This is a genomic window from Klebsiella sp. 10, from assembly GCF_018223925.1.
GTDB lineage: Bacteria > Pseudomonadota > Gammaproteobacteria > Enterobacterales > Enterobacteriaceae > Klebsiella > Klebsiella pneumoniae.
The window spans coordinates 181245-207819 of the sequence record NZ_JAGRRB010000016.1; the positions used below are offsets into that span (position 1 = coordinate 181245).

Here is a 26575-nt window from a genome sequence, read left to right on the forward strand (position 1 = left end):
TGCTTTTGCACTGAAATGATCCACAGCGCGTTTAGATGCACCCTTTTGGGACATGGATACGAACCTGGCGGCAGGCCCACCCCATTGTGCGGGCCTGCAGCAGTCTTAGTCGCCGTACACGTTAAAATCGAAGTATTTCTTCGCCATTTTGTCGTAGGTGCCGTCTTTACGCATCTCGCCCAGCGCTTTATCAAACGCGGCTTTCAGCTCGGCGTCGTCCTTACGCAGGCCGATACCGGTGCCGTCGCCAAAGTACTTTTTGTCTTTAACGGACGGGCCGGCGAAGGCGAAATCTTTCCCGGCAGGCTGTTTCAGGAAGCCTTCGCTGGCGGCGACTTCATCCTGCAGCGCCGCATCCAGACGGCCAGCTGCGAGGTCTGAATAGATCAGATCCTGGTTCTGGTAAGCCACCACGTCAACGCCCTGGCTGCGCCAGCGGTCGTTAGCATAGGCTTCCTGAGTAGAACCCTGCAGCACGCCGACGTGCTTGCCTTTCAGCGCCTCCAGCGTCGGCTGGATCGGCGACCCTTTGGCGGCGATCAGACGCGAGTCAGCGGCATATAGCTTGTCAGAGAAGGCGATCTCTTGCTGGCGCTTCTCGGTAATAGAGAGGGAAGAGATGATGGCGTCGATTTTCTTCGCTTTGAGGGAGGGGATCAGGGAGTCAAAATCACTGCCGACCCAGGTACATTTCACCTTAATTCGGGAGCACAGCTCATTGCCTAAATCGATATCAAAACCAACAAAGTCCCCTTTCGCGTCTTTCGACGAAAATGGCGCATAGGTCGCGTCAGTGCCAATGCGAATGCTCTGCGGCAGAGCAGCAAACACGCTGGCCGTGCTGCTCATTCCCACGAGTAAAGAGAGAGCCAGAATCGTCTTCTTCATACAGTACCCTTAAGTGTCGTGATGTGGTGCGTTGCTTGTTATGGTGATTGCCGATCAATCCTGCAGTTTTTGTGCCATCTTCCCGGTGCGTGCCGGGAACAGGGTTAAATTTGTTAAAATAAAGTTGCAGGATTGTCTTAAAAGGGAAGATACCAGCATTACTGGCGAAACCGCAGCGCCTGAGCGCAAAAAGACGAAATAAATGTCGAGGATTTGATCGCGGCAACAAATTTGCACCACCGGAGCGCAAGCGTACATTTCATGCACCACTATAGTGCGACACTAGGCCCCCTGCCAGCGGGTAAACAAGTCGCGCTCCAGACTAATATCAAATTGATCGAGTACCCGATTGACGGTCTGGTTGATGACATCGTCCAGGCTTTGTGGCCGGTGGTAAAAAGCCGGTACCGGCGGCATTATCACCGCCCCCAGCTCTGCAGCCTGAACCAGCAGACGCAGATGGCCCAAATGGAACGGCGTTTCCCGCACGCAGAGCACCAGCGGACGACGCTCTTTCAGCACGACATCCGCCGCCCGGGTCAGCAGGCCATCCGTATAGCTATGGACAATGCCCGAGAGCGTCTTCATTGAGCAGGGTAAAATCACCATCCCGGCGGTTTTAAACGAACCGGAAGAGATACAGGCGGCGATATCGCGGGCGTCATGCACCACATCGGCTAGCGCCTGCACCTCACGTACGGAGTAGTCGGTCTCCATGGCCAACGTCTGGCGCGCCGCCTGGCTGAGGATGAGATGAGTTTCAATATCCGGCACATCTCTTAGCACCTGCAGCATCCGCACGCCGTAAATGGCGCCGCTGGCGCCGGAAATGCCAATAATCAGTCGTTTCACGGGGACCACCCTGTTGCTATAATTGGGGCCACTTTGCCGGATTACGCTGTCAGACGCAACCATGATGCGTTAGGACCTACAAGTACAAAGACCAGATACTTTTTCCTATTTCAGGATGGGCCTGAATATAAACCATGACGCGATAATGCAGGTCATAAATAACAATTCTATCAGCATAATCAACATTCCGGATTGACTGAACCAAGTGCCGATGATGATGGCGATATTGGTGACTATCACAATTGCCGCCACCCACGGAAAAAAAGGGGAGCGATAGCGCAGCAGGCTACTTGGATATTCGCCCCGGTCCACCGCACGCCGGAAACGATACTGACACCAGCCAATCACAATCCAGGCCAGACACCCTACCTGCCCGGTGCTGGCGATCAAATAGAGATATAACTGCTGTGCGGAAATATAACGGGTAAGCATCGATACCAGTGCCAAAACGGCAGTCAGCAAAATCGCATTCACCGGGACGCCATTGCGGCTTACCCGGCTAAAACGTGCCGGTGCGAAATGGTCGCCCGCCATCGACCATAACATTCGCGAACTGGCATAAATTGCCGAATTCGCAGCCGACACCGCCGCAGAAAAGATCACCAACGTCATCAAGGTATCCGCCCCCGGAATGCCCACATGGGAAAAGACCCAAACAAAAGGACTTTGCCCGTCAGGCAGTCGATCACGTGGATAAACCAGCGCGAGAATAGCAATCGCCAGGCCATAAAATAAAATGATCCGAACACCAATTCCCAGGATAACTTTCGGTAAAATTGTATGGGGCGATTCGGTTTCCCCAGCCGCATTTCCGACCAGTTCAACTCCCTGAAAAGAATAGATAACGATGGTCATGCAAACCAGAATTTGCCACCAGCCATGAGGAAACCAGCCCCCCGACGTTTTTAATGTCGGGTGCCAGCCGGCATGTCCTGATAACGAATAGATCATGACACCTCCTGCCGCAATAAATAACACGATAGCAAAAACTTTAATGGCCGATAGCCAGTATTCACACTCACCAAAACTATTCGCTGAAAAAAGATTAACGAGCGTTAATGCAATGAGAATATAAAGACAGAATTCATAGACAGGTATGGTGGTGAAATAATGGTGGGCGATAAAACCTGCAGCGGTTAAATCAGCAGCCAGGGAAAATACCCAACTAAACCAGTATAGCCACCCGATGGTATAGCTCCAGATCGGGTTTGGAATAAACATCAATGCATAATGCTGAAATGAGCCAGAGTGGGGAAACGCGCACGATAATTCGCCAAGACACATCATCGTCGCCAGCATTATCCCACCGGCTAATAAATAAGCCAGAAGAGTGCCAGCAGGCCCAACGCTGTACAGGGGTTCGGCAATCCCGATAAATAAGCCCGTTCCTATCGTTCCGCCTAACGACATCATCAGTAAATGGCGCTTTTTTAAGTTACGGCGTAATCCACCCGTTTGCTCTGTCAGAGGGGGCTCTTGCAGGGTACTCATCATACCTCTCTGTTTTTTATAGGGGGTTAGAATGACGCTGCGGGTCAAACCCGCAGCGTTTTTCTTATCGAATAAATCGGATAGCAACGCCTTTGGTCTGGCAAGCCATCAATAGCCCGGTGTAATCAAGTTCAAAGCTAATCACATCACCCACCTGCAGTGGTAATGGGCAATCCTCAATATCCACCAGGGTATGATCGCTGGTCTGCCCCAGAATGGTGATACTGTCATGACATGGCACACAGTTATCAGACGGGACATCCTGGCGACCAAATGCCAGTAATGCACGCTTGCGGATGCCGTTATCGGTAAAGGTTTTACTCTGCAAGAATGCATCCACCCCCAACTCACCAACCGGGACTGTCGGTTTGCTGTTTAACTCGATAATCTCGGCCTCCAGCACATACATATCCGAGCACGCTTTCTCTACAGGCTTTGCGGAGTGGTGAAATTCATTGAGATATTTCATCTCTACATATTCGATACCAAATTCATGTAACCCACCAATGCGCAGATGGTTCAGCCCTTTCGGCCAAATGCCCTTATCCAGCAGGTGATAGCTGGTACAATTACCGGCAGATAAGCGACGAATCGTCAATCCGCTGTCTCGTTCCAGTCGAGAAGCCAGAGCCAGGAAATCCTCGCCGTTTTTTACCGTTGGCAGAACGGTGCCATAGCAGTTGAAATTAGTGCCAAGACCATACAGATCGAGACAAGGCAATGTTTTGATAAGGTTAATAGTATCGAGAATTTTTTGATATTCGCTAAACCAAATGCCTTCCCGTAAATCGCCCATGTCTATCATCAGTAGAACCTGGTGAGTTTTCCGCTGGCGACGAGCCTCTTCTGATAATGCGCGCAATACCACTGGCTCGCTATTTAGGCTAATGTCTGCATAGCGAACGACATCTTCAATTTCACTCAGGCAAGGGCTACGAAGTAAACAAGTCGTGCAACCGATCTCACGGATTTTTTTCAAGTTATAAGTTCTTGATTCGGCAATAATATGAATTCCGCCATCAAAAACTGCCTGTGCAGTTTCCACACAGCCATCAAAGACTTTATTAACCGCCATAACGTCAATACCGCTACTGGCTAACAAAGCTTTCTCAGTTCGCGCATTTTCTTCCAGTTTGCGTAAATTGATTTTGAGCGTTGGCATATACATATTATTTCCCCTTCACCATACCCAGACGTGTATTGCGTTTTAAAGCGCGATGGTAAATCCATTCAGCGACAACAATCGCCAGTAATGCCCCACCAATAATCTTGCCGGCATACTGGAAATACCCGCCCATATCGATTTGTGATGGCGGAATAAACAGCAACACAACGGCAAAGGCGATAGAAATAAAACCTAATGCAGGTAGTACGGCAGGTAGCACTTTCCCCGGAATTTTGAAACTTCGTGGTGTGTCAGGCTGCGTTTTGCGCAGGCGCCAGAACGCGGGGAACATCACCAGGTAGGGGATAAAATAGGTTATCGTGGTGAGCGCAGTCAGCATCCAGTAGGCCGCCGCAACGCTTGGCGAGATAAAGGTTGAGAAGCACAATACCGTAACAATAATCGCCTGAACCATTAGCGCAAAAGCAGGCGTTTTCCAGACAGGATGCAATTGCGCAATTTTATCGCCTAACAGGTTATCCTCACGAGAAGCTTCCTGAAGCATGTAGATAGGGCCAACCAGCCATGAGTTAATCTGGCCCAACGCGCCGAAAAACATGCAGATAGCCATCACCGGAATCAGCCATGGCATATGGAGAGTATCGGCTGCAGCGTGCATAGCCTGCATGACACCAGCAACAATATCGGTTTTTCCTGCTGGTAATAGCGTATTCAGTGCCCAGGTACCAACCATATATATCCCGACAATGACGGCGGCAGAAACAGCCATCGCCCGCGGGAAATCACGCTGCGGGTTACGGGTGCGCCCGGCGATCATCGGTGCGACCTCCAGACCGGCAAAAGCGAACATCATACTGGACAGAAATACAATGGTATCCCAGTGTCCAAGATCGGGCACCCAGTTTGATGCGCTCGTATAGTTCGTCTGCATCGGATGACCGGTGAGCAGCCAGACAATCGCCAGAATAATTAAAATCGCCGAAGGAATAAACACACCACACCAGGCGCTGACGCTGTTGATGATTTTCGTCCATTCCATACCGCGAATATTCATTAGCGTCAGTAGCCAGAAGATGACTGCCGAACCAATGCCGATGAATGCCTTATTTTCTGCCAGACCATTACCAATCATATATCCCAGAGCGGTAAAACCGAATTGCAGCATCAGCGGGAAAAACAGCACACATGAAAACAGGAAACAAACCACCACAATCCAGGCGATACGTTTCCCAAACGCCTCCTTAATCCAGACAAAAATACCACCGTCTTTCGGCCAACCGGTGGACAGCTCGCCACATACCATTGCCAGAGGAAAGAACAAACAAAATGCGGCAATTACCCATAACAGCATCGCAGAAGCCCCATAAGGCGCAACGTTGGGTATTTGTCGCAAACTAAGAATGGCAATGACATTCATAAAAACAATGTCTTTAATACCAAGTAAGCCAGAACTATTGTTACTCATGGCTATCTCCTGTTATCCCTCAGGGGCGTGACCGCCCCTGCAGAATCGCGTTATCCAGAGGCTTCAGTCATTATCTGAAGCCCAAACCACAGATTTAATAAAGGTCGTACTTGACCATATCTTCGTAACTATCTTCCCGACGAATTAAACGGTCATGTCCGTTTTTATCAATCATCACCACGGCAGAACGCGGGCGGTTGTTATAGACAGTTTGGCTTTCAATGGTATACGCCCCGGCATCAAGAAACGCGACAATATCGCCGGGCGCGGTGGATTTCGGCATCAGGAATTCTTCTCCTTTAACGCCCATATGGAAATAGTCACCACCATCACACAGAGGGCCGGCAAGCTTGATCCATGCATCATGAGCCTCGGTCATTCGGGAGGCATTGTAAACATAGAAGAACCAGTCGAAATGCTGGCTATCGGACAGAATGCTGTACCCCGCATCAACAAACTTCCATTCAACGTGGCACTCCACATTGCCATCAAGGTCATAGTTTGTTTTACGCTTTTCACAGGCGACTTCTGTTAGCAATACCGCAGCGGAGCCAGTGACTTTGCGCCCTGGCTCAATACAGATTTCAACGTCAGTACGCCATTTATGCACCTCGCGGATCACTGCATCCGCGAAATCCTGCGCGGTGATCCCGGCGTACATATTGTCTTTGAGCGGGTCGCCGTTTTCTTCATCGTATTTATAAGGAACCGGAATGCCGCCACCCACGTTGATCAAATCAAACTTAATGCCTAACACTTCTTCCAGACGACGAGATTCGTCCACCAGAACTTTCGTGGCTTTGGCAAAGGGTTCTGATTCAGGTACCTGATCACCTACGTGCATATGCAATCCGCGCAGATGGACATAAGGCATCTCCAGGATCCGACGACAGGTCTCTTCTGCCTGTTCCAGGTCGAGACCGGATTTAGCGTGGAAAGCAGTGACCAGTTCAGCATGTGTGGCTGAAGGAACATTAGGTTCTACGCGCACACAAACGTTAGCCACTTTCTTAAGCTTACGAGAGATCGCGTCGATATGGTCCAGTTCATACAGGCTATCGACGTTGATCAAATACAGATCGTTGGCAATTGCAAACTCCAGGTCGGCGGGCTTCTTCACCACACCGTTGAACACGATCTGATCCCCGCGAAAACCAATCTCAAGGCATTTACGGACTTCATACTGCGAATTCGCTTCGGCGCAGATTCCAGCATCCCGAATGGCTTTCAGTACCCCCATGACGGAACAGGTTTTTGATGCAAAAAAAGTTTTTGTATTTTTATGTGCGGCAAATGCCTGTTCGATCTCTTTGATATTACGAATAATTTCTGGTTCAGAGAAAACATAAAACGGCGTCGGGTACTTACGCGCTAAAGCATCGAGATCCACACCTTCAAAACACAGGTGGCCGTCCTTCTGCTGGAAGCGTCGATCGTCCTCGACAACTTTCTGCCGTAATTGATTGTAATTTTCGATAATGGAGTCAGTCATAACACCCTCTGCTTGTTGTTCTGTCAAAAAACCACATGTTTCATAATGGATATAGCAACAAGCGTGCCAAATATTTATCGTTAATATTCAATAAGTTATAAAGTCGATATTTTTATATTTTTCGTCAAATGGTTTGTTATTCATCATAGCGACGAAAAATTGTCACATTTAAAATAGGGATATAACTGGTAGAAAGGATTTGATTTCGTTATGGCATCCACCAATGAAGAGCTCGCTTCAGCACTTAAAATGTTCTCTCGTTTTTTCGATCTGATACATCAACCGCTGGCCGTGATTAATGAACGAGGTGAATACGTGTATTACAACCAGGAAAGCGCGGATCTGGACGGGTACAGTATTGAACAAGCGATGGGTAAACATATGCTGGATGTCTACCCCAGTATGAAAGAAAACCAAAGTACGATGCTTTCTTCACTAAAAGACGGGGTTGAGTATATTGGCCATTACCAGATTTACTACAATGCCCGGGGCCAGGCGGTGGATTATCAGCATACCACCGCCCCGCTCTACTCCAGCAAGGGCAATATGGTCGGTGTCATCGAGATCGGCAGGAATATGTCCGGCGTCCGGCGATTACAGGAACAGGTTGTTGAGCTCAACCATCTGCTTTACGCTCAGGGCCATGAAAAGCACCATGCAATCATTACTGAAAACGCGGAAATGCTTGCCAATATTGCAAAAGCTAAACGTCTGGCGGTGAGTAATATTCCCGTGACAATTGTTGGCGAAACGGGTACTGGCAAGGAGCTTTTTTCCCGTCTTATCCACCAATGCAGTAAGCGCGCTAACAAACCTTTCATTGCCCTGAATTGTGGAGCACTGCCGCCAACCCTGGTGGAAAGTACGCTTTTTGGCACCATGCGCGGCGCTTACACTGGCGCAGAGAACAGTCAGGGCTATCTGGAGTTGGCGAACGGGGGAACACTTTTCCTTGATGAACTGAACGCAATGCCAATCGAGATGCAAAGTAAGTTGCTTCGCTTCTTGCAAGATAAAACATTCTGGAGGCTAGGCGGTCAGCAACCCATCCATTCCGATGTGCGGATTATTGCCGCGATGAATGAAGCCCCGGCGCGATTAATCCAGCAAGAGCGACTGCGCCCGGACCTATTTTACCGGCTTAACGTCGGAATGCTCATGCTGCCACCACTGCGCACTCGCCCGGAAGATATTCCTCTGTTGGCTAATTATTTCATTGATAAATATCGCAGTGAAGTTCCGCAAGATATCCATGGTCTCAGCGAGGCGGCACGCATTGCGCTACTGAGCCATACCTGGCCGGGCAATGTCAGGATGCTTGAAAACGCGATTGTCCGCAGCATGATCATGCAGGAGACAGATGGCATGCTGAAAAAGATCGTTTTTGAAAATGAAGAACTGAGTTTAGGCGGCCCGGAAAACCCAACACAGCCCCCCTCTCTCCCGGTAGCAGAACCGGATAACGAAAGTTCTCTCGAGGCGCGGGTAGCAAGCTATGAAAGGGGGCTAATAGAAACCGCGCTGGATACTTACCAGGGAAATATTGCGGCGGCGGCGCGCAGTCTCAACGTCTCCCGAACGACGCTGAACTATAAGGTACAGAAATACGGCATTCGTTTTGGTGTCGTACACCGTTAAGCAACGCCAGCGACGGAACGCCGCTGGCTGCTATAGATGATTTACCCCTCGTTGTGCATCTCGAGGTTTTCGACTTCGTTCTGCAGCTGGACCGCTTTGGCATCATCGTTACGCAGGGAGTCAAGATAGTCGAGGTACTGCTGGTCGACATCCCGGGTCACATATACGCCGTTGAACACCGAGCATTCAAACTGCTGAATATCCGGGTTCTCCGCGCGCACCGCGTCGATCAGATCGTTGAGATCCTGGAAAATCAGGCCGTCGGCGCCAATGATCTGGCGGATCTCATCCACTTCGCGGCCATGGGCGATCAGTTCGTTGGCGGTCGGCATATCGATACCGTACACGTTCGGGAAACGAATTTCCGGCGCAGCGGAGGCGAGATACACTTTTTTCGCCCCTGCTTCACGCGCCATCTCAATGATCTGCTCCGAGGTGGTGCCGCGTACAATGGAATCATCGACCAGCAGCACGTTCTTATCGCGGAATTCCGCACGGTTGGCGTTGAGCTTACGGCGAACAGATTTACGACGCAGCTGCTGACCGGGCATGATAAACGTCCGGCCGACGTAGCGGTTCTTCACGAAGCCCTGACGATAAGGTTTGTCGAGAATGCGGGCGATTTCCAGCGCGATGTCGCAGGAGGTCTCCGGGATCGGAATAACGACGTCAATATCCAGATCTTCCCACTCGCGGGCAATCTTTTCGCCCAGCTTAGTCCCCATGTTGACGCGGGCGCTGTAGACGGAAATTTTGTCAATAAACGAGTCCGGACGGGCAAAATAGACGTACTCGAACAGGCACGGGTTGCTGACCGGATTATCGGCACATTGACGGGTATAGAGCTGGCCCTTCTCGGTAATATAGACCGCTTCGCCCGGCGCGACATCGCGCAGGAATTCAAAACCAAGCGTATCAAGGGCCACGCTCTCCGAGGCCACCATATACTCGGTGCGACCGTCGCCAACGTCACGTTTACCCAGCACCAGCGGACGAATGCCGTTAGGGTCGCGGAAGGCCACCATGCCATGCCCGATGATCATCGCCACGCACGCGTACGCGCCGCGAATCAGGCGGTTGGTCGCCGCAATCGCCGCGAAGATGTTGTCCGCTTCCAGCGGGTAGTGACGGAAGTTATCCAGCTCACTGGCGAAAATATTGAGGAGGATTTCGGAATCAGAGGTGGTATTGATATGGCGGCGTTTTTCTTCAAACAGCTTTTTACGCAGCTCGTGCGCATTGGTCAGGTTGCCGTTATGCGCCAATGTGATGCCATACGGCGAGTTAACGTAAAACGGCTGCGCCTCGGAGGCGCTGGAGCTGCCCGCCGTAGGATAACGCACGTGGCCAATACCCATATTGCCCTGCATACGCTGCATGTGGCGGGCCTCGAATACGTCGCTTACCAGCCCGTTAGCCTTACGCAACCGGAAGCAGTTGTTGGCATCAATGGTGATGATGCCAGCGGCATCCTGTCCACGGTGCTGGAGCACCGTTAGCGCATCATAAATCGACTGGTTAACCGGCATAACACCGGCGATACCGACAATACCGCACATACGTCTTTTCCTCGTTCAGCAACGACCCAAAGTCTATACTTTAGGCAAGAAACTTGACGAGCTTTGCAGGTATTCAAAAAACCATCTGATGACGGGGGTAAAATAGGGAATAAACTGCGACTGATGCCAGTCATCGCTCTTCGCCATCCCGGTAAAGGTGTCCAGGAAGAACAGGATAGCGGCGATGATCAGCACCCCACGTAGCGCGCCGAAGCAGATCCCCAATACCCTGTCGGTTCCTGACAAACCGGTCTTCTCCACCAGCTGGCCTATCACATAGTTCACGATAGCGCCAACGATGAGCGTCACGATAAACAGCGCCGCAATAGCAATCCCATTTCGAACTCGTTCATCCTCAAAGCCCGTAAACCAGACAGACAGGTCAGCGTAGTAATGGCTGGCGACATAAAACGCGCAACCCCACGTGACTAACGATAAAGCTTCGCGAACAAAGCCGCGGATCAGGCTGACCAGGCAAGAAAGACCCAGCACCGCCATAATGGCGTAATCAATCCAGACCATATACGTCCCACGATTTACGCCCTGTCGTCCAGTTCGGGGCGCATTCTAACAGAAAAAGAAAACGTTTGCGTAGGGATTTCCATGCCCTACAGAAATAAAAATGGCGCTGAAAAAACATTCAACGCCAGACTGCCTTTCGCCTCTTCAGGGCGGCTGAGACAGGGTTTGCGGGGCGTTTCTCCCCGCCACGTTCTCTCCGCATGGCGGAAAAAACAATCAGTTCGGGGTGAAGCCCATCACCACCCCGCTAAGCCCGGAGATCTGCTGCAGATCGCCCAGCTGGCCTTTCAGCTTGTCTTTTGACGCATCCGGGCCGACGAGGATGCGGGTAATTTTACCCTGTACCGGCGTCGAAGGCGACGTATAGACTTTGAAACCCGAGGCCCGCAGTTTACCGACAATCTCATTCACCTTATCGGCGTTCTTCAACGCGCCCAGCTGAACCACATAGGCTTTGCCGGTCGGCGCTGGCAGGGCCGCCTGCTGCTGCGATGGCTGTTGCTGCTGTGGCTTAGCCGGCGGCGGCGTTGGCGTCGCGGCCTGCTGTTGCGGCTGCGGTTTCGGCTGCGGCTTGGGCTGCGGTTTCGCGGCCACCACCGGCTCCTGAACGTCATCGAAGCTGTTGCTGTTCACCGGAATACGCGATGGATCTAACGATGGCGCGGCGGCATCGCCCGCCCGCACCTCTTCCGCCGCCCCTTCCGGCGGTTGCGAAGGCAACGCCTGGGTTGCCGCCGGCAACATATCCGGTTCATCGCGATCGCCTGGTTTCGGTACCAGCGGGATCGCGGCAAACTCATCCTGGTAATGCTTTTTCTGCCCGTCCAGCAGCCCTGGCAGGATAATCACCCCCAGCGCCACCAGCACGATTGTCCCGACTAAACGGTTCTGAAACTTACTCGCCACCGATTCTCCCCGCGTCTATCTCTTCCATAACCTGCGCTACGGTGTGAAACGAACCACACACCAGCACGGTATCTTCCACTTTAGCGTCAGCCATGGCCGCACGCCACGCCTGCGCCACGCTGCTATAGACTGTACCGCAGCGCAAATGTTCCACCAGCTGCTCTGCCGTCGCGCCGCGCGGGCCTTCCAGCGGCGCGCAGTACCAGGCATCGACTTCCGGAGCCAGATTGGCCAACGTGCCGGCGATGTCCTTATCATGCAGCATACCAATAACCGCCAGCACGCGTCCCGTTTTCGCTAACGTTTTGAGACGCCCGGCGAGATAGGCCGCCGCGTGCGGGTTGTGCGCCACATCGAGGATCACTCGCGGGGCATCGCTGATTATCTGAAAGCGTCCCGGGAGCATCGCATCGCGGATCCCTGCGCGCAGGATAGCGTCATCCACGGCAAGTCCGCTGGCGCGCAGCGCCGCCACGGCCGTCGCCGCATTCGGCAACGGCACCTGAGGCAGAGGCAGGTGGCTTAACGCCCCTGCCGTATCGCGGAAGGACCACGTTTCGCCCTCCACCTCATAGCGCCAGTCGACGCCGCGGCGCTGGAGCAGCGCGCCCTTCTCGCTAGCCACTTCCGCGATGGTGAGCGGCATATCCGGCTCCCCCACCACCGCCGGTTTACCGGCGCGAAAGATGCCCGCTTTTTCCCGGCCGATACTTTCGCGATCCGGGCCCAGCCAGTCGGTATGATCGAGGGCGATGCTGGTGACCACCGCGACGTCGGCATCAACGATGTTGGTGGCGTCGAGACGCCCGCCGAGCCCGACCTCAAGGATCACCACATCCAGCTGCGCCTGCTTAAACAGCCACAGCGCCGAGAGCGTGCCGTATTCAAAATAGGTCAGCGAGATGTCACCCCGCGCCGCTTCGATTTCAGCAAACGAAGCCGTATGCGCCGCCTCCGGCAGTTCAGCCCCCTGAATGCGCACGCGTTCGGTGTAGCGCACCAGATGCGGAGAGCTGTAGACCCCCACTTTATAACCGGCCGCCATCAGGATGGTTTCCAGCGTGCGGCAGGTGGTGCCTTTGCCATTGGTGCCCGCGACGGTAAAAACGAACGGCGCCGGTTTAACGATATCCATCTGCCCGGCGACCTCGCTGACGCGCGCCAGCCCAAGGTCGATGGTTTTACTGTGCAGATGTTCCAGATAAGAAAGCCACGTAGCCAGGGGCGACGTGGCCTGAGGAATAGGATCTTTTTCCATGATGCCCGTAAGAATTGACGGTTAACGCGTATGAATAAAAAAGGGCAGCGCCGCCAGGCCCTGCCCTCTGCTTTATCAGGCCTCAGGTTCCTGATCCGGTGCCGGCGGCACCACCACGCCTTCATGAGGCGCTTCCGAAACGGCAACCGGCGCCGGCAGGTTCATCAGCTTCGCCAGAATGCTGGCCAGCTTGAGACGCATTTCCGGACGGCGAACGATCATATCGATCGCCCCTTTTTCAATCAGAAACTCACTGCGCTGGAATCCCGGCGGCAGCTTCTCGCGTACGGTCTGCTCGATAACGCGAGGACCGGCAAAGCCGATCAGCGCTTTCGGCTCGGCAATGTTCAGATCGCCCAGCATCGCAAAGCTCGCCGATACGCCGCCCATGGTCGGGTCGGTCAGCACGGAGATGTACGGCAGTCCGCGCTCCTGCATTTTCGCCAGCGCCGCGGAGGTTTTCGCCATCTGCATCAGCGACATCAGCGCTTCCTGCATACGGGCGCCACCGGAGGCGGAGAAGCAGATCAGCGGGCAGTTATCTTCCAGCGCCTGCTCCACCGCGCGTACAAAGCGTGCGCCGACGACGGAACCCATCGATCCCCCCATAAAGGAGAATTCAAAGGCGGCGGCAACCACCGGCATCGCGTAGAGCGTACCTTTCATCACCACCAGCGCGTCTTTCTCGCCCGTCTCTTTCTGAGCGGACGCCAGGCGGTCTTTGTATTTTTTTGAATCGCGGAACTTCAGCACATCTTTTGGCTCAAGTTCGCTACCCAGTTCTACCAGAGAACCTTCATCCAACAGGCTATGCAGGCGATTACGCGCCGACATGCGCATATGGTGATCGCACTTAGGACAAACCTCCAGGTTGCGCTCCAGCTCGGCGCGGTAGAGTACCTGACCGCAGCTGTCGCACTTGGTCCATACACCCTCAGGAATGCTCGCCTTGCGGGTGGGAGTGATGTTGCTTTTAATTCGTTCAATCCAGCTCATTGATAACCTTTCTGCCTGAACCTGGTCGATGCCAGTTTTGTCGTAAGGGGCGCATAATGCCATTTTTGCCTCTTACAGACCATGAATGTTGCACATTAAATCATATCATCCCGGAACATGGGATAAAAAAGTGGTCAAACCGCTGCGCGTGACGCTCTGCACCGCCACGCGCAACACAGGCTAAACTACTTCGCCTGCTTCGCCGCCGCCCGCTTGTGGCGAATAATCTCAATCACGCCCGGCAGGACGGAAAGCACGATGATCGCCACGATCAGCAGCTTCAGGTTCTCCTGCACCACCGGCAAATCGCCAAACAGATAGCCGGCATAGGTGAACAGCAGCACCCACAGCAGCGCCCCAACCACGTTATAGGCTGCAAAATGACGATAGGACATATGCCCCATTCCCGCCACAAACGGCGCGAAGGTTCGGACTATCGGCACAAAGCGCGCCAGGATAATGGTTTTCCCGCCGTGACGTTCGTAAAAGCTGTGGGTTTTATCCAGATAGCTGCGACGGAATATCTTTGAGTTCGGATTGCTGAACAGCTTTTCGCCGAACAGCCGGCCAATGGTGTAGTTGACCGCATCGCCGACGATGGCCGCGATGACCATCAGCAGTACCATCAGGTGGACATTGAGATCGTTGGTTGGCAAGGCCGAGAGCGCGCCCGCGACGAACAGCAGGGAATCGCCCGGCAGGAATGGCGTCACCACCAGCCCGGTTTCGCAGAACAGAATCAAAAACAGAATGGCATAAACCCAGACGCCATACTGGGCAACCAGTTCGGCAAGGTGCACATCAATATGCAGGATGAAATCAATTAAAAAGTGAATCAAGTCCATGTTTGTCTTTACCCTTAATGACCCTATTAGTCCGCCAGAAACAGCGGGCCCATTGGCAGCACCGGTAAATCATAGTGGGCCGGGTAATCCACCGACACCAGATACAACCCTTCCGCTTTTGCCGTTGCCGCAGCGAGCGTCCTGTCTTTTGCTGCCAGCAGTTCTGCCATCCAGCTCTCCGGCTGGTTTCCGGCCCCGACCTCCATCAGGCTGCCTACAATATTCCTGACCATATGATGTACAAAGGCATTCGCTTTGATATCCACCACCACATACGCGCCGTAGCGGGTAACGTTAATATGCATCACGTTGCGCCACGGGGTACGCGACTGGCACTGTACCGCGCGAAACGAGGTAAAGTCATTCTCTCCCAGCAGACACTGCGCGGCGCGCTGCATACGCTCGGCGTCGAGCGGCTGGTGAAAATGCGTCACGCCATGACTTAATACCGCCGGACGCAGGCGATGATTATAGATGACGTAGCGATAGCGGCGCGCCGTGGCGCTGAACCGGGCGTGAAAATCCGCCGGTACATGTTTGACCCAACGCACCGCGATGTCACCAGGTAAATTCGCATTTACCCCCAGCGTCCAGGCGGCATCTTTCCGCTGCGCCCGGGTTTCGAAATGCACCACCTGGCCGGTGCCATGGACGCCGGCGTCGGTGCGGCCGGCGCAAAAGACGGTAATCGGTTCGTTCGCCACCTGCGAGAGCGCCTTTTCCAGCTTCTCCTGCACGCTGCGCACTTCGTTTTGCCGCTGCCAGCCGTAATATTTGCTGCCGTCGTACTCGATGCCCAGCGCGATTTTACAGATCGGCTGTTGCTCCATCTCAGACATCAGTACAGGTACTCCTCAATCAGCTTCTCGGCGATCTTCACCGCCATCAGCGCGCCGCCGAAGCGCACGTTATCCGCTACCGACCAGAACTGGATCTGCTCCGGCATACCGTAATCGTTATGCACGCAGCCGATGGAGAGGCGGGCATTGCCGGAGGCATCGCCAACCTGGGTCGGGAATTCGCCCTCCTCAGAAAGTTCGATATCCTCGCCGCGGGTAAAAGCGTCGCGCGCCTCCTCCGCCGCCAGCGGGCGCATCGCTTCGAAGCTCACCATCTGCGCATGGCCGTAGAAGACCGGCGACTGAACGACGCTGGCGGAGATCATCAGCCCGTCATCCTGAAGAATTTTGCGCGCTTCATCGACGATCCGGCGCTCTTCGCGCACGCTACCTTCACGATCCGGCAGCAGCGGCAGCATGTTGAACGCCAGCTGGCGACCAAAGAAATCGTCTTCATCGATAGGGATGCCGTTCAGCAGCTTAGCGCTCTGACCCGCCAGCGCATCCACCGCTTTTTTCCCCTGCCCCGAGGCGGAGAGCAGGTTAGTGACGCTAATGCGCGACAACCCGCCCTGATCGATCAGCGGTTTGAGCGCCGTCAACAGCTGACTGGTCAGGCTATTAGGCACCGCAATCAGGTTGCGGTTGCGGTAATCGCCTAATACGAACGGGTTCACGTCCGGCACCACCAGCGGTACGTCCGGCTCCAGCGCAAACAGGCCGCTGAGATCGATAACCAGACACCCGGCGTTGGTCGCTTCTTCGACATACGCTGCACTGGCTTCGACGCCGGCGGCGAAGAAAGCCAGCTGGGCCTGGGTCCAGTCAAATTCGGCGGCGTCTTTGACGATCACCGACTTGCCACCAAAACGCAGATGTTCGCCCGCGCTGTCGTTGCGCGCCAGAGCAAAAATCTCTCCTACCGGGAACTGGCGTTCAGCAAGAGTTTCGAGCAGGGCTTCGCCTACGGCGCCCGTTGCGCCCAGTACGGCAATATTCCAGCCTTCAGACATGGTGGTTAACTCCAGAAATAAAGCGGCCCCGCCGGAGTATCCGGCAGGGGCATTAAGAAGACATTAACGAACAGGATGATGCACGGCGTTAAAACCGAGCTGGCGCAACAGCGTCGCCGCCTGCTCATCGCTGCACTGCACATACAGCGAAGACCATTCGCGACGTTCCTGATAATTTTTACGCAGCTTGTCGAATTCACCGGCGACGCCGGCCACCTTCCGCAGCGGCGCATCATCGCGGCGCACATCATACACCAAGTGGACCAGTCTTTTCAGCGTCGGCTGATCGAGCGGTCCATGCAGGGTAATGCGGCCAAATTCCGGCGCCGGCAGCAGAGTGTCCAGCGCTACCTGCTGCGGATGGCCGATAAAGGCGCTGTAGGCTTCAAAAACCTGCGTCGTCCCGCGCGCTTTCCCTTCGAGGGTGTAGCCGGCGATATGCGCGGTACCGATATCCACTCGCTTGAGAAGCTCAACGTTTAGATCCGGCTCCGGCTCCCAGACGTCCAATACCACACTCAGCGGCTGACCAGCTTCCAGCCGCTTTAGCAGTGCGGCGTTATCGACCACCGGCCCGCGGCAGGCGTTGATCAAAATCGTTCCGGGCTTCAGGCGGCTTATCAGCGACTCATCCGCCAGATGCAGGGTTTTATATTGCCCTTCTTTATACAGCGGCGTATGGAAGGTGACGACATCGGCTTCCTGGACCAGCGCCTCGAGGGAGCGGAAGTCACCTTCGTCGCCGCGATCGGCGCGCGGTGGGTCGCAGAGCAGAGTTTTGATCCCTAACGCTTCCAGGCGCTTTTGCAGTCGCCCGCCAACGTTACCGACGCCGACGATCCCGACGGTGCGATCGCGCAGCGCAAAGCCGTCGCGTTCAGCCAGCATCAGCAGCGATGAAAAGACGTACTCTACCACCGCAATGGCGTTACAGCCGGGCGCCGCAGAGAAACCAATCCCCGCCTGCTGCAGCCACGCCTGATCGACGTGATCGGTGCCGGCGGTAGCGGTACCGACGAACTTAATGGCCTTGCCGGCGAGCAATGCTTCATTGACCCGGGTGACCGAGCGCACCATTAGGGCATCCGCATCGGTCAGGGCATCGGCCGGGACCGGACGGCCTGGGATCGCCTGCACGTCGCCTAAACGGCTAAAAAGCTCACGGGCATAGGGCATATTTTCATCAACGAGGATTTTCACAGTTCAGTACCTGTCTGAGAACGAGAGTTAACTGGGGAAGTGTGCCATAATCTGGCCGCCAGGCATACTCATCACCTGGTTCCAGCACCGCGATATCGAAAGGATGAATCATGACGCACCCCCTTGCTGATATGCCAGACCGTCCTCCAGGGCGAGGCCCATCAGGCACTGCCGCCACCGGCGAACCTTCGCTTTCCATGCAGCAACGCACCGTTCTGGAGCGACTGATCACGCGCCTGGTGGCGCTGACCTCGCAGCAGAACGCGGAAGTGTGGGCCTGCGTCAAACATGACCTCGGACTGAAAGGCGACTCGCCCCTGCTGGCCTGCCATTTCAGCGCCGCGGAGGCCAGTCTCAACCAGCGCTTAGCCGCCGCTCAGGATAATCATCATCATCGCCAGACCTTAGCGCAGCTCAGCGATCTGCTCGGTCAGGGCAATAACCGCCAGGCGGTGAGCGATTATATTCGTCAGCATTATGGGCAAACGGCGCTGCATGCCCTTAGCCAGACGCAGCTGGAGACCATTCTGCATCTGCTGCAGCATGGCCAGCTGTCGATCCCGCAGCCGCAGCAGCGCCCGCCGACCCTGCGCCCGCTGTTGCCAGCCGAGCATAATACGCTCAATCAGCTGGTGACTAAGCTGGCGGCCGCCACCGGCGAACCAAGCAAGCTGATTTGGCAATCCATGCTGGAGCTTTGCGGCGTCAAGTCCGGGGAGCTGATCCCGGCGACGCACTTCCTGCCGCTTTCGTACTGGCTGCAGGCGCGGCAAACGCTGAGTGCGCAAAGCGCGCCGACGCTCACCTCGCTGCAGGGAGCGCTCAAGCAGCCGCTGGAGGCCGCGGAGTGGCAGAAAATTGTCGACTTTGCCAGTCGCAGCTGGCAGGTCACGCCGCAGACCACGCTGAGCCCGGCGCAAATCCTGGCGCTGCTGAACAAGGTGTTTGTGCTGCGGGTGGCCCGCGCCCAGGAGACGCTGGCCATCCCGCAGGAGGAGCCAGTCGCCAGGCGGACGTGGAGCGCTAAGCCGTGGCAGCTGGCGCTGGGCGCGGTTGTCCTGCTCCTTGTGCTGTGGCTCCTGCTGTAGCCCAGCAGCCACCAGCGGCGTTTACGGCTCCCTTTCATGCCAAACGCCGCGGTGTTTCCTACAGCGTTTTCAGGCCGGACAATAACCTAGCGGCGAAATGAGATAAGGGTGACGAGGATCCCCAGCGCCGCGCAGAGGGCGCCGGCAAGGAACACCGACGAGTAGCCCAGCGAGGTCGCCAGCAGGCCGGTCAGCGGCCCGGTCAGGCCATAGGAGATGTCCTGAAAGGCCGCATAGCCGCCGAGCGCGGTGCCGCGCACCTGCGCCGGGACGCGCTTCACTACTTCCACGCCAAGTGAGGGGAAAATAAGCGAACAGCCGCACCCGGTCAGCGCCGCACCGGCCAGCGCCAGCCAGGCATTCGGCGCCAGTCCCAGCAGCGTCAGACCAACCGCCTCTATCAGCAGCGAGACCATCGCCACCTTAACGCCGCCAAACCGATCCGGCATCCAGCCGAACAGCACTCGCATCAGCACAAAGGCGCCACCAAACGCCGTCAGGGTAAAGCCGGCCATTGGCCAGCTATGGCTGGCGAAATAGAGGGAGACGAAGGTGCCGATCACCGCAAAGCCGACACCCTGCAGGCCCAGGCCAATGCCCGGGCGCCAGATCATGCCGATGACGCTCCAGAGTGAAGGCCGCTCGCCTCCGTGGGCCGCCACTTTGCGCACGGTACCGTTAATAAGCCAGGCGACGAGCGGTAGTCCCATGGTGACACAGGCCAGCACCGCCACGCCAAAATGGCTATAGATCAATAATCCCAGCGGGGCGCCCACCGCCAGCGAGCCGTACATCGCCATGCCGTTCCATGACATCACTTTGCCGGAACGGGCCGGACCCACCAGGCCCATCCCCCAGCTCAGGTTTCCGGTCAGCAGCTGGCTTTCGCCAAACCCGAGGATCAAGCGGCCCAGCAGCAGCAGGCCGAGCCTGGCGAGCACCGGCAGCGGCAGCAGCGCAGCGGCCAGCCATGCCGCGCCCGCCAGGGCGCAGGCCAGCATCCCCTGCAGGACGGAACGTTTGGCGCCGTACTGGTCTGCCAGGCGCCCGGCGTACCCCCGGGTCAGAACGGTGGCGAGGAACTGGATCCCTACCGCCACGCCAACCACGGTGTTGCCAAACCCCAGCTCCTGATGGACAAAGAGCGGGATCACCGGCAGCGGCAAACCAACGGTCATATAGGTCAAAAAGACGGCAAACGTAATACGGAAAAGCGAAAAATTCGCCGAAGAATTGGATGTTGTTTCAGTAACTGCGGACATGCATTACTCCAGATTCGCAGAGTAAGGCGAGCAAAACGACACGCCCCCTCCACCTGATTATCAGGGTTAAGGCGCGTTGGTTGACGTTAAACGCTTACGCATTAGTGGAGAGACTAATGGATCCGCGAGCAGTGTGCCTGCGGGCTCTTACCCTGTCAAGATGACAAAAAAGGGGAGCCGGTGGCTCCCCTTTGCGCATCACATGCTGATTAGGCGTTGTATTTACGCATCACCAGCGTGGCGTTGGTGCCGCCGAAGCCGAAGCTGTTGGACATTACGGTGGTCAGCTTAGCGTCCGTCGGTTTGGTGACGATGTTCAGGCCGGCAGCCTGCTCGTCGAGCTCTTCAACGTTGATGCTCGGCGCGATAAAGCCGTGCTCCAGCATCAGCAGGGAGTAAATGGCTTCCTGTACGCCCGCCGCGCCCAGCGAGTGGCCGGTCATCGCTTTAGTTGCCGAAATAGCCGGGCTGTTGTCGCCGAATACTTCGCGGATGGCGCCCAGCTCTTTCACGTCGCCGACCGGAGTGGAGGTACCGTGGGAGTTCAGATAGTCGATCGGCGTATCAACGCCATGCATCGCCATCTGCATGCAGCGCACTGCGCCTTCACCAGACGGGGCGACCATGTCCGCGCCATCGGAGGTCGCGCCATAGCCGACGATTTCGGCATAGATGTGCGCGCCACGCGCCAGGGCGTGTTCCAGCTCTTCCACCACGACCATACCGCCGCCGCCGGCGATAACGAAGCCGTCACGGTTAGCATCATAGGTACGGGACGCTTTTTCCGGGGTGTCGTTGTATTTAGTGGACAGCGCGCCCATGGCGTCGAATTCGCAGGCCATTTCCCAGCACAGCTCTTCGCCGCCGCCGGCAAAGACGATGTCCTGTTTGCCCAGCTGGATCTGCTCTACCGCGTTACCAATACAGTGGGCGGAAGTGGCGCAGGCCGAGCTGATGGAGTAGTTAACGCCGTGAATTTTGAACGGCGTAGCGAGGCAGGCGGAAACGCCGGAAGCCATCGCTTTGGTGACCACATACGGGCCCACGGCTTTCAGACCACGCGGGCTACGCATGGCATCGGCGCCGAAGACCTGGAATTTCGGGGAACCGCCGCCGGAGCCTGCGATCAGGCCGACACGCGGGTTATTCTGATATGCTTCAGGCGCCAGACCTGCGTCGGCAACAGCCTGTTCCATGGACAGGTAAGCATAGATGGAGGCGTCGCTCATAAAGCGCACTACTTTGCGGTCAATGAGGCCAGTGGTATCCAGTTTGACGTTGCCCCATACGTGGCTGCGCATCCCTGAATCTTTAAGCTCCTGAGAGAAAGTGATCCCTGAACGTCCTTCACGCAGAGATGCCAGGACTTCCTGCTGGTTATTACCGATGCTGGAAACGATGCCCAAGCCAGTAATCACTGCACGTTTCATTAAATACCTCTGTAAGTCGCACTATTTTAAGTTTCGTGTCGCACAATAGCGTACACTTGTACGCCGAACAAGTCCGATCAGACATTTTGTGTATAAATTTGCGCCCTCAGGCACACATCGTTAAGATCGTGCTACGCCTTGTGATTCGAGTAACTTACGTGAAACAAAACGCCATACAACCCGCCAACCTGGAATTCAACGCTGAGGGTACACCTGTTTCCCGAGATTTCGACGATGTTTACTTTTCCAATGACAACGGTCTGGAAGAGACTCGCTACGTTTTTCTCGGCGGAAATCGCCTGCCGGAGCGCTTCCCCAGCCACCCTCGCCCGCTGATGATCGTCGCGGAGAGCGGCTTCGGCACCGGGCTCAATTTCCTCACCCTCTGGCAGGCGTTTGACGTTTTTGTTCGTGATAACCCGGACGTTACCTTGCAAAGGTTACATTTCATCAGTTTTGAAAAATATCCGCTGAAGGCTGAGGATCTCCGCCTGGCGCACCAGCGCTGGCCAGAGCTGGCTCCGTGGGCGCAGCAGCTGCAGGCGCAATGGCCGTCGGCCTTCGGCGGGTGCCATCGTCTGCTGCTCGACGGCGGGCGGGTGACGCTCGATCTGTGGTTTGGCGATATCAATGAGCTGACCAGGGAGCTGGATGATTCGCTGAACCAGCAGGTGGACGCCTGGTTTCTTGACGGCTTTGCCCCGGCGAAAAATCCCGACATGTGGACTCAGGATCTGTTCAGCGCCATGGCGCGCCTGGCGCGACCCGGCGGGACGCTGGCCACCTTTACCTCCGCCGGTTTTGTCCGCCGTGGCCTGCAGGAGGCCGGCTTTACCATGCGTAAAAGCAAAGGCTTCGGCCGCAAGCGGGAGATGCTGACCGGCGAGATGGCGCAAACGCTGAGCTTTCCTGCGCGCGCCCCCTGGTTCGCTCGCAGTAGCAGCGATGCCCGCGAGGCGGCCATCATCGGCGGCGGGATCGCCAGCGCCCTGCTCTCTCTGGCGCTGCTGCGCCGCGGCTGGCAGGTGACCCTTTACTGCGCCGATGAGGCTCCAGCGCAGGGCGCCTCCGGCAATCGCCAGGGCGCGCTGTATCCGCTGTTAAGTCAGCACGATCCGGCGCTGGCACGCTTTTTTCCGGCCGCGTTTACCTTCGCCCGCCGAATGTATGACGCGCTGCCGGTGATGTTCGATCACCAATGGTGCGGTGTTACCCAGCTCGGCTGGGATGAGAAAAGCGCGCATAAAATCGCCCAGATGCTGGCGCTGAATTTACCCCCGGACATCGCCTGCGCGGTGACGGCGGAACAGGTTGCCGGGCTGACCGGCGTCGATACCGGCTGCGGCGGCATCACCTATCCGGCCGGCGGCTGGCTGTGCCCGCAGCAGCTCACCGCCGAGCTGCTGGCGCTGGCGGCCACGCGCGGACTGCACGTGCACTATGGTTATCCCGTCGAAACGCTCAGCGCGGAGGGCGATGGCTGGCTGCTCAATCAGCAGCGCTATCATCAGGCGGTGGTTCTGGCGAACGGCCACCGCATCACTGGTTTTGCGCAAACAGCCCAACTGCCGGTCTACCCGGTTGGCGGCCAGGTCAGCCATATTCCCACCACCTCGCGGCTTGCCGCCCTGCGCCAGGTGCTGTGCTACGACGGCTACCTGACGCCACAGAATCCGCAAAATCAGCAGCACTGCATTGGCGCCAGCTACCACCGCGGGAAAACCGACACCACCTTCAGCGAAGAAGATCAGCAGCACAACCGGCAACGGCTGATCGACTGCTTCCCGGGCGCGGAGTGGCCACAGGACGTGGATATCAGCGCCAACGACGCTCGCTGCGGCGTGCGCTGCGCCACCCGCGATCATCTACCGATGGTCGGCAACGTGCCGGACTACGCGGCAACATTGACGCAATACGCCAGCCTCCACGAACAACCGGATATCGCCGATAGCGCGCCGGTCTGTCGCAACCTGTTTATGCTTGGCGCGCTCGGGTCGCGCGGGCTTTGCACCGCGCCGTTAAGCGCTGAGCTGCTGGCGGCGCAAATGAGCGCGGAACCGCTGCCGCTGGATAGCGACACCCTGGCGGCGCTGAATCCGAATCGGCTGTGGGTGAGAAAACTGCTGAAGGGAAAAGCGGTGAAATAAAACCATGAGGGCAGGCAATTTCCCGGGTACGGCTGACGCCTGACCCGGGCTACAACATGGCTCAGGCCTGATTTTTCGCCTGTTGATACAGGTTATGCCACATCCCCTGCACCAGAATTTGGTCCGGCGGCGACAGTTCGCCAGCGCTGATGGCTTTCTCCAGGCTCTGGCTAACTCTGCTGTGTACCGCGTCAGCAGAATGCTCGCCCTCACCTTCCAGCTCAGCCACCGCCAGCGTCAGGTGGCCGCGCAGATAACCGCCGGCAAACAGTTCATCATCACTGGCGTGGTCTACCATGTTGTCAATCAGCGCCAGAATGCGTGATTCAAACTCCGCGATCATCATCTTACCTCTTGTCATGTAATGTGTGGCCTTAGTGCAGGTCTTCCGGCCACGGAAAGTGTTCCGCCGTCAATGGCGGCGTTTGATAATAGTGTTGTAATGCGCGAATAAAGCGCGCCGGACGTTCGGGGATCCCTTGTTCAAGTAAAGCCATCACCCGAGCATGCACCCGGCGCTGGAAGGCGATGCGATCGGGCTCAACATCCCCTTCCAGATTGTCACAGCTGACGTTAAACGGAAATCCCGCCGCCACGCAGAACAGCCACTCAAAGGCCTGCGGTTTCACCTCGACATCCTCAAACTGGCTTTGGGTCATCGCATCGCGGCCGTCCGGGCAGTACCAGTAGCCAAAATCTACTTGTTCGCGACGCGCCTTGCCGGCGACACACCAGTGAGAGATCTCGTGCAGGGCGCTGGCAAAAAATCCGTGCGCAAACACGATACGGTGATAGGGCGTTTCATCGTCAGCCGGAAGGTAGATCGGCTCATCGTCGCCTTTAATCAGGCGGGTATTAAATTCTTCGGCAAAGCAGCTGTCGAAAAGGTCTATCAGCTGCTGATAATGGTGTTGCTGTTGCATTAATGAATTCCCAACCACTGCAAAATCTCAGCCCCGTGGCTGTCATAAAGAAGTTTCGCGCTCATCACCGCCGAGACGATAACGATCATCGGCCGGATCAGCGACTGCCCTTTACTCAGCACCAGCCGGGACCCGGCGCGGGCGCCAATAAACTGGCCGGCCATCATCACAAAGCCGGTGGCCCAGATAACCTTTCCACCGATGATAAACAGCAGCAGGCCGCCGACGTTTGAGGTGGCGTTCAGCAGCTTGGCATGGGCCGTCGACTTGGCAAGGTTAAACCCGGCCAGAGTGACAAAAGCCAGGGCGTAAAACGAACCGGCGCCAGGGCCGAAAAAGCCATCGTAAAACCCTACGCTACCGCCGGCGACCAGCGCAAACGGCAGACCGTAAAGCCGACGCTGCCGGTCGGCTTCGCCCAGTTTCGGCATCAGCAGGAAATAAAGGCCGATGCCAATCACCAGCAACGGCAGGATCTGCTTCAGAATATCGGATTGCACGTGCTGCACCAGCAGCGCTCCGGCGGTTGAGCCGATAAAGGTCATCAGAATATTCAGCTTCTGATCGGCCAGATTAACCACCTTGCGGCGGACAAAATAGAGGGTCGCCGATAGCGACCCGCCGCAGGCCTGCAGCTTATTGGTCGCCAGCGCCTGGGCTGGCGGCATGCCGGCCGCCATCAGCGCAGGGACAGTCAATAAGCCCCCGCCTCCCGCCAGTGAGTCAATAAAACCGGCCAGGATGGCGACAAAGAAGAGTACCACCAGCACCAGCGGCGATACGGCAAACAACTCGATAAAACTATCCATTACAGCACATGCTCATCCAGTAGCGCCTGGCAGGAAGGCGGCAGCGGCGGCGGCGTCTTCTTCACAGGGGGGGTAGACCCGGGTTTAGGTGGTTCGAACCAGCTCTGCAGCTCCGCTCCGCAGCCATCGCCGGGCGGCGGCGGCGCCTGATCCTCGCACTCCAGACTTCCCGCCGGGCAACGCAGTCGGACGTGCATATGAGCGCGATGCTGGAACCAGGGACGGACTTTACGCAACCACTGGCGGTCGCTGCCCGCGTCCAGGCACAGCTGCTGTTTAATCGCCGGGTTGACGAAGATGCGGGTAACTTCGCTATCTTCCGCCGCCAGCTTGATTAGCTGGCTGATTTGCGGGCTCCATAGCGACGGCACCACATGCTTGCCATCGCTGGCGACCAGGTCCAGCGCCTGCGGCTTCAACAGCTGGGACGATGTCCAGCGCGTTTGCGGCAGCTGAAGGAAGATATCGACATCGAGGCCCGTCTGGTGGCTGGCGTGCCCGCCGTTAAAGCGCCCGCCCGCCGGCATCCCCATGTCGCCAATCAGCACGGTTCCCATACCTTTATTGTGCACCTGATTACTCAGGCGCTGAATAAACTGAACCAGATCCGGATGACCGAAGTAGCGACGCTGATCGGTACGCATCACCTGATAGCCGGGGGCACTCAGGGGGAGCGCCTCGGCGCCAACGATACAGCCATTGGAAAACGCGCCGATTGACTGGGCGCTGCCGCCGATCGGTTGGGTTATTTTCTGCCATGGCGTGGCGGCCAGGCTACCGGCGCTGGCCAACAGCGCAAGCAGTGCGATAACGGTGTTTTTCATGG

25 protein-coding genes are annotated in these 26575 nt (G+C 56.3%); 4 read left to right on the plus strand and 21 right to left on the minus strand.

The window, feature by feature from the left end:
• Nucleotides 1–105 precede the first annotated feature (105 nt).
• Entirely contained in the window at nucleotides 106–888 is a 783-nt protein-coding gene (gene argT / locus KHQ26_RS18775) for a lysine/arginine/ornithine ABC transporter substrate-binding protein ArgT (protein WP_002913210.1), read from the minus strand.
• Between the two features lie 40 nt (nucleotides 889–928).
• On the opposite strand from argT, the gene KHQ26_RS18780 reads away from it, so the two are divergent.
• Entirely contained in the window at nucleotides 929–1090 is a 162-nt protein-coding gene (locus KHQ26_RS18780) for a hypothetical protein (protein WP_004140952.1), read from the plus strand.
• Nucleotides 1091–1170: 80 nt separating this feature from the next.
• On the opposite strand, the gene KHQ26_RS18785 is transcribed toward KHQ26_RS18780, so the two are convergent.
• The 5 genes from KHQ26_RS18785 to KHQ26_RS18805 form a co-directional block, all read right to left on the minus strand.
• Entirely contained in the window at nucleotides 1171–1740 is a 570-nt protein-coding gene (locus tag KHQ26_RS18785) for a UbiX family flavin prenyltransferase (RefSeq protein WP_016831538.1), read from the minus strand.
• Nucleotides 1741–1845: 105 nt separating this feature from the next.
• A complete protein-coding gene (locus KHQ26_RS18790) occupies nucleotides 1846–3231 on the minus strand; it encodes an amino acid permease (protein WP_016831539.1) in 1386 nt (461 codons plus the stop codon).
• A gap of 64 nt (nucleotides 3232–3295) precedes the next feature.
• Nucleotides 3296–4399, minus strand: a complete 1104-nt coding sequence (locus KHQ26_RS18795; RefSeq protein WP_004174980.1) for an alanine/ornithine racemase family PLP-dependent enzyme — start codon at nucleotides 4397–4399, stop codon at nucleotides 3296–3298.
• A 1-nt stretch (nucleotide 4400) separates the two neighbouring features.
• The gene (locus KHQ26_RS18800; protein WP_004174978.1) at nucleotides 4401–5822 is read right to left on the minus strand and encodes an APC family permease; all 1422 of its coding nucleotides are present in this window, start codon (nucleotides 5820–5822) and stop codon (nucleotides 4401–4403) included.
• Nucleotides 5823–5916: 94 nt separating this feature from the next.
• Nucleotides 5917–7314, minus strand: a complete 1398-nt coding sequence (locus tag KHQ26_RS18805; RefSeq protein WP_004174976.1) for a diaminopimelate decarboxylase family protein — start codon at nucleotides 7312–7314, stop codon at nucleotides 5917–5919.
• Between the two features lie 210 nt (nucleotides 7315–7524).
• Here KHQ26_RS18805 and KHQ26_RS18810 point away from each other — a divergent pair, with 210 nt between their 5' ends.
• Nucleotides 7525–8952, plus strand: a complete 1428-nt coding sequence (locus KHQ26_RS18810) for a sigma-54 interaction domain-containing protein (RefSeq protein ID WP_004174974.1) — start codon at nucleotides 7525–7527, stop codon at nucleotides 8950–8952.
• A 41-nt stretch (nucleotides 8953–8993) separates the two neighbouring features.
• Here the strand turns inward: KHQ26_RS18810 and purF are convergent, their stop codons facing one another.
• From purF to pdxB, 9 genes are all read right to left on the minus strand, one after another.
• Entirely contained in the window at nucleotides 8994–10511 is a 1518-nt protein-coding gene (gene purF, locus KHQ26_RS18815; protein ID WP_002913213.1) for an amidophosphoribosyltransferase, read from the minus strand.
• Nucleotides 10512–10544: 33 nt separating this feature from the next.
• Nucleotides 10545–11033 carry a colicin V production protein gene (cvpA, locus tag KHQ26_RS18820; protein WP_002913214.1) on the minus strand — a complete coding sequence of 163 codons (489 nt, stop codon included), beginning with the start codon at nucleotides 11031–11033 and terminating at the stop codon, nucleotides 10545–10547.
• 216 nt (nucleotides 11034–11249) lie between these two features.
• Nucleotides 11250–11939, minus strand: coding sequence for a cell division protein DedD (gene dedD, locus KHQ26_RS18825; protein WP_004151102.1), 690 nt, complete (start codon nucleotides 11937–11939; stop codon nucleotides 11250–11252).
• Nucleotides 11929–13197, minus strand: coding sequence for a bifunctional tetrahydrofolate synthase/dihydrofolate synthase (gene folC, locus KHQ26_RS18830; protein ID WP_002913219.1), 1269 nt, complete (start codon nucleotides 13195–13197; stop codon nucleotides 11929–11931). The genes dedD and folC overlap by 11 nt, the downstream gene beginning before the upstream one ends.
• Nucleotides 13198–13272: 75 nt before the next feature.
• Nucleotides 13273–14193: an acetyl-CoA carboxylase, carboxyltransferase subunit beta gene (accD, locus tag KHQ26_RS18835; RefSeq protein WP_002913220.1), complete on the minus strand. Its 921-nt coding sequence runs from the start codon at nucleotides 14191–14193 to the stop codon at nucleotides 13273–13275.
• Between the two features lie 185 nt (nucleotides 14194–14378).
• Complete coding sequence (locus KHQ26_RS18840) at nucleotides 14379–15038, minus strand: DedA family protein (protein ID WP_002913221.1); 660 nt, start codon at nucleotides 15036–15038, stop codon at nucleotides 14379–14381.
• Between the two features lie 26 nt (nucleotides 15039–15064).
• Nucleotides 15065–15877, minus strand: a complete 813-nt coding sequence (truA, locus tag KHQ26_RS18845) for a tRNA pseudouridine(38-40) synthase TruA (RefSeq protein WP_002913226.1) — start codon at nucleotides 15875–15877, stop codon at nucleotides 15065–15067.
• Nucleotides 15877–16890 (minus strand): aspartate-semialdehyde dehydrogenase, encoded by a 1014-nt coding sequence (locus KHQ26_RS18850; protein WP_002913227.1) that lies wholly within the window; start codon nucleotides 16888–16890, stop codon nucleotides 15877–15879. Before KHQ26_RS18850 ends, truA begins: the two co-directional genes overlap by 1 nt.
• Nucleotides 16891–16953: 63 nt before the next feature.
• Complete coding sequence (gene pdxB / locus KHQ26_RS18855; RefSeq protein ID WP_004174968.1) at nucleotides 16954–18090, minus strand: 4-phosphoerythronate dehydrogenase PdxB; 1137 nt, start codon at nucleotides 18088–18090, stop codon at nucleotides 16954–16956.
• A gap of 110 nt (nucleotides 18091–18200) precedes the next feature.
• Here pdxB and flk point away from each other — a divergent pair, with 110 nt between their 5' ends.
• Complete coding sequence (gene flk / locus KHQ26_RS18860) at nucleotides 18201–19178, plus strand: flagella biosynthesis regulator Flk (RefSeq protein WP_004174966.1); 978 nt, start codon at nucleotides 18201–18203, stop codon at nucleotides 19176–19178.
• An 86-nt stretch (nucleotides 19179–19264) separates the two neighbouring features.
• Here the strand turns inward: flk and KHQ26_RS18865 are convergent, their stop codons facing one another.
• Both KHQ26_RS18865 and fabB read right to left on the minus strand, forming a co-directional pair.
• Nucleotides 19265–20440, minus strand: a complete 1176-nt coding sequence (locus KHQ26_RS18865; protein WP_004149211.1) for an MFS transporter — start codon at nucleotides 20438–20440, stop codon at nucleotides 19265–19267.
• Nucleotides 20441–20649: 209 nt separating this feature from the next.
• A complete protein-coding gene (gene fabB / locus KHQ26_RS18870) occupies nucleotides 20650–21870 on the minus strand; it encodes a beta-ketoacyl-ACP synthase I (protein ID WP_002913291.1) in 1221 nt (406 codons plus the stop codon).
• A 158-nt stretch (nucleotides 21871–22028) separates the two neighbouring features.
• Here fabB and mnmC point away from each other — a divergent pair, with 158 nt between their 5' ends.
• Complete coding sequence (gene mnmC / locus KHQ26_RS18875; RefSeq protein WP_004174965.1) at nucleotides 22029–24017, plus strand: bifunctional tRNA (5-methylaminomethyl-2-thiouridine)(34)-methyltransferase MnmD/FAD-dependent 5-carboxymethylaminomethyl-2-thiouridine(34) oxidoreductase MnmC; 1989 nt, start codon at nucleotides 22029–22031, stop codon at nucleotides 24015–24017.
• A gap of 61 nt (nucleotides 24018–24078) precedes the next feature.
• Here mnmC and KHQ26_RS18880 read toward each other — a convergent pair whose 3' ends face one another.
• From KHQ26_RS18880 to mepA, 4 genes are read right to left on the minus strand one after another with little or no spacing between them, the layout of a single operon-like run.
• The gene (locus KHQ26_RS18880; protein WP_002913338.1) at nucleotides 24079–24360 is read right to left on the minus strand and encodes a YfcL family protein; all 282 of its coding nucleotides are present in this window, start codon (nucleotides 24358–24360) and stop codon (nucleotides 24079–24081) included.
• A 31-nt stretch (nucleotides 24361–24391) separates the two neighbouring features.
• Nucleotides 24392–24940 (minus strand): elongation factor P hydroxylase, encoded by a 549-nt coding sequence (locus KHQ26_RS18885; protein WP_004174962.1) that lies wholly within the window; start codon nucleotides 24938–24940, stop codon nucleotides 24392–24394.
• The gene (locus KHQ26_RS18890; RefSeq protein ID WP_002913340.1) at nucleotides 24940–25749 is read right to left on the minus strand and encodes a sulfite exporter TauE/SafE family protein; all 810 of its coding nucleotides are present in this window, start codon (nucleotides 25747–25749) and stop codon (nucleotides 24940–24942) included. Before KHQ26_RS18890 ends, KHQ26_RS18885 begins: the two co-directional genes overlap by 1 nt.
• Nucleotides 25749–26573 (minus strand): penicillin-insensitive murein endopeptidase, encoded by an 825-nt coding sequence (gene mepA, locus KHQ26_RS18895; protein ID WP_004174960.1) that lies wholly within the window; start codon nucleotides 26571–26573, stop codon nucleotides 25749–25751. Before mepA ends, KHQ26_RS18890 begins: the two co-directional genes overlap by 1 nt.
• Nucleotides 26574–26575: the final 2 nt, after the last annotated feature.

Excerpts from the sequence above, each read along its gene's own strand:
- argT (WP_002913210.1), bottom strand. The coding sequence starts at position 888 with ATGAAGAAGACGATTCTGGCTCTCTCTTTACTCGTGGGAATGAGCAGC.
- KHQ26_RS18780 (WP_004140952.1), top strand. The coding sequence starts at position 929 with ATGGTGATTGCCGATCAATCCTGCAGTTTTTGTGCCATCTTCCCGGTG.
- KHQ26_RS18790 (WP_016831539.1), bottom strand. The coding sequence starts at position 3,231 with ATGAGTACCCTGCAAGAGCCCCCTCTGACAGAGCAAACGGGTGGATTA.
- KHQ26_RS18795 (WP_004174980.1), bottom strand. The coding sequence starts at position 4,399 with ATGTATATGCCAACGCTCAAAATCAATTTACGCAAACTGGAAGAAAAT.
- KHQ26_RS18800 (WP_004174978.1), bottom strand. The coding sequence starts at position 5,822 with ATGAGTAACAATAGTTCTGGCTTACTTGGTATTAAAGACATTGTTTTT.
- KHQ26_RS18805 (WP_004174976.1), bottom strand. The coding sequence starts at position 7,314 with ATGACTGACTCCATTATCGAAAATTACAATCAATTACGGCAGAAAGTT.
- KHQ26_RS18810 (WP_004174974.1), top strand. The coding sequence starts at position 7,525 with ATGGCATCCACCAATGAAGAGCTCGCTTCAGCACTTAAAATGTTCTCT.
- purF (WP_002913213.1), bottom strand. The coding sequence starts at position 10,511 with ATGTGCGGTATTGTCGGTATCGCCGGTGTTATGCCGGTTAACCAGTCG.
- cvpA (WP_002913214.1), bottom strand. The coding sequence starts at position 11,033 with ATGGTCTGGATTGATTACGCCATTATGGCGGTGCTGGGTCTTTCTTGC.
- folC (WP_002913219.1), bottom strand. The coding sequence starts at position 13,197 with ATGGAAAAAGATCCTATTCCTCAGGCCACGTCGCCCCTGGCTACGTGG.
- accD (WP_002913220.1), bottom strand. The coding sequence starts at position 14,193 with ATGAGCTGGATTGAACGAATTAAAAGCAACATCACTCCCACCCGCAAG.
- KHQ26_RS18840 (WP_002913221.1), bottom strand. The coding sequence starts at position 15,038 with ATGGACTTGATTCACTTTTTAATTGATTTCATCCTGCATATTGATGTG.
- truA (WP_002913226.1), bottom strand. The coding sequence starts at position 15,877 with ATGTCTGAGATGGAGCAACAGCCGATCTGTAAAATCGCGCTGGGCATC.
- KHQ26_RS18850 (WP_002913227.1), bottom strand. The coding sequence starts at position 16,890 with ATGTCTGAAGGCTGGAATATTGCCGTACTGGGCGCAACGGGCGCCGTA.
- flk (WP_004174966.1), top strand. The coding sequence starts at position 18,201 with ATGACGCACCCCCTTGCTGATATGCCAGACCGTCCTCCAGGGCGAGGC.
- KHQ26_RS18865 (WP_004149211.1), bottom strand. The coding sequence starts at position 20,440 with ATGTCCGCAGTTACTGAAACAACATCCAATTCTTCGGCGAATTTTTCG.
- fabB (WP_002913291.1), bottom strand. The coding sequence starts at position 21,870 with ATGAAACGTGCAGTGATTACTGGCTTGGGCATCGTTTCCAGCATCGGT.
- KHQ26_RS18880 (WP_002913338.1), bottom strand. The coding sequence starts at position 24,360 with ATGATCGCGGAGTTTGAATCACGCATTCTGGCGCTGATTGACAACATG.
- KHQ26_RS18885 (WP_004174962.1), bottom strand. The coding sequence starts at position 24,940 with ATGCAACAGCAACACCATTATCAGCAGCTGATAGACCTTTTCGACAGC.
- KHQ26_RS18890 (WP_002913340.1), bottom strand. The coding sequence starts at position 25,749 with ATGGATAGTTTTATCGAGTTGTTTGCCGTATCGCCGCTGGTGCTGGTG.
- mepA (WP_004174960.1), bottom strand. The coding sequence starts at position 26,573 with ATGAAAAACACCGTTATCGCACTGCTTGCGCTGTTGGCCAGCGCCGGT.